The organism is Acinetobacter sp. MB5 (assembly GCF_003261585.1).
Lineage (GTDB): Bacteria > Pseudomonadota > Gammaproteobacteria > Pseudomonadales > Moraxellaceae > Acinetobacter.
Genome location: NZ_POVU01000042.1, coordinates 1 through 1,478, shown reverse-complemented (window position 1 = coordinate 1,478; position 1,478 = coordinate 1). Strand labels below are relative to the sequence as shown.

General features: G+C 50.9%; 1 protein-coding gene. It reads left to right on the top strand.

Going from position 1 to position 1,478, the window contains the following annotated elements:
• Positions 1-42 precede the first annotated feature (42 nt).
• A partial coding sequence (locus C1A47_RS17495) for a type VI secretion system Vgr family protein (RefSeq protein ID WP_205669606.1) occupies positions 43-1,478 on the top strand: 1,436 nt, incomplete at its 3' end.

Sequence of the window (1,478 nt, the reverse complement as noted above, 5' to 3'; positions counted from 1 at the left end):
TTGTAACATACCGCGCAAAATAAAACCCAAGCAGAAAAAAACGTGTTTAATAATATTTACAGCAGCCTTGAGCAGCTCGGTTTGACTGCCCAGAAACGTGCCTTGCACATCCAGTTTTCCAACAGCAGTTTAAATTCCCAAGTCTTTTTACAACGCATCGACGGGCAGCATGCCATTAATCAGGGTTTGTCTGTTGAATTGATTTGTCTCTCGACCAATGCCTTACTGCCTTTGAAACAGTTTATTGGCTGTCAGGTGGCAGTCGATCAGGTCACCGACAGTGGTGAACTATTTCGCACCACAGGCATGATTACCGCTGCTTCCCAAGGGCAAAGCGATGGCGCCTTAACTTTATATAAACTGCAACTCGAAGATGCCACCAGCCTGTGGCACAAACGCCGCAACAGCCGCGTATTTATGAATAAAAGCGTACTGGAGATTACCCAGATTCTATTCAGTGAATGGCAAAGTAACAGTGCCCTGTTTGCCGCCAGTCTAACTTTAGACAGCAGTGGCTTAAGCCGTGATTACGATGTCAGACCATTCTCGATGCAGGCCAATGAAAGCGACTATGCCTACCTGACCCGACTGTGGCGCAGCGAAGGCATTAACTGGCTGATTGATGAAAGCAGCCTGACGGTCAGCACTAGCCATCAAGACATCCAGCCGCAGAAACTGCGCCTGATCGATAGCAACAGCCCGTTTCAACGCCTGAGCCGTGGCAACATCCGCTTCCACCGCAGCCATGCCACCGAACAGAGCGATAGCATCACCAGCTTGATTGCCCAGCGCCAACTCCAATCCACCGCCATTCACTTACAACGCTGGCAAGCTGATAGCCTCAGTCAGGAAGAAGGCAGTGGCAGTGTCCTCAGCTCCCATCAACACAGCAGCCAGAGAGATAATGACAGCCTGAGTCTGGAACAGGCATGGACTGTCAGCCCGGCATGGATCGGTGACTTAAATGGCGACGACCAAACCACGGCATCTGGCAACAGCCAACTGGAACAGCTCAATCAACAACTCAGTGACTACCAAGCCCTGCAAGCCAAATCCTTTATTGCACATAGCACCATGCGAGATGCCCAAGTCGGCTACCGCTTTGAACTGGATGAACATCCCGAACTCGATCAGCAACATGCAGGCGACAAAGAATTCCTAATCCTGAGCAAACAGTTCTACAACCAGAACAACCTGCCCAAAGAACTGAACCAGCAAATCCAGCAACTGCTCAACCTTAGCCACTGGAACCTCACCAACCATAGCGAACGCCAAGGCAACCAACTGACCCTGATCCGCAGCAGCATCAAGGTGGTACCTGAATATGATCCAAACCAGCATCGCCCAGTGGCACATGTACAACGTGCCAAAGTAGTCGGCCCTTCAGGTGAAAGCATCCATGTCGATGCATGGGGACGCATCAAAGTCCGCTTCCTGTTTACCCGAACCGATGACCATAGCCATGATGGCGGTGCAGG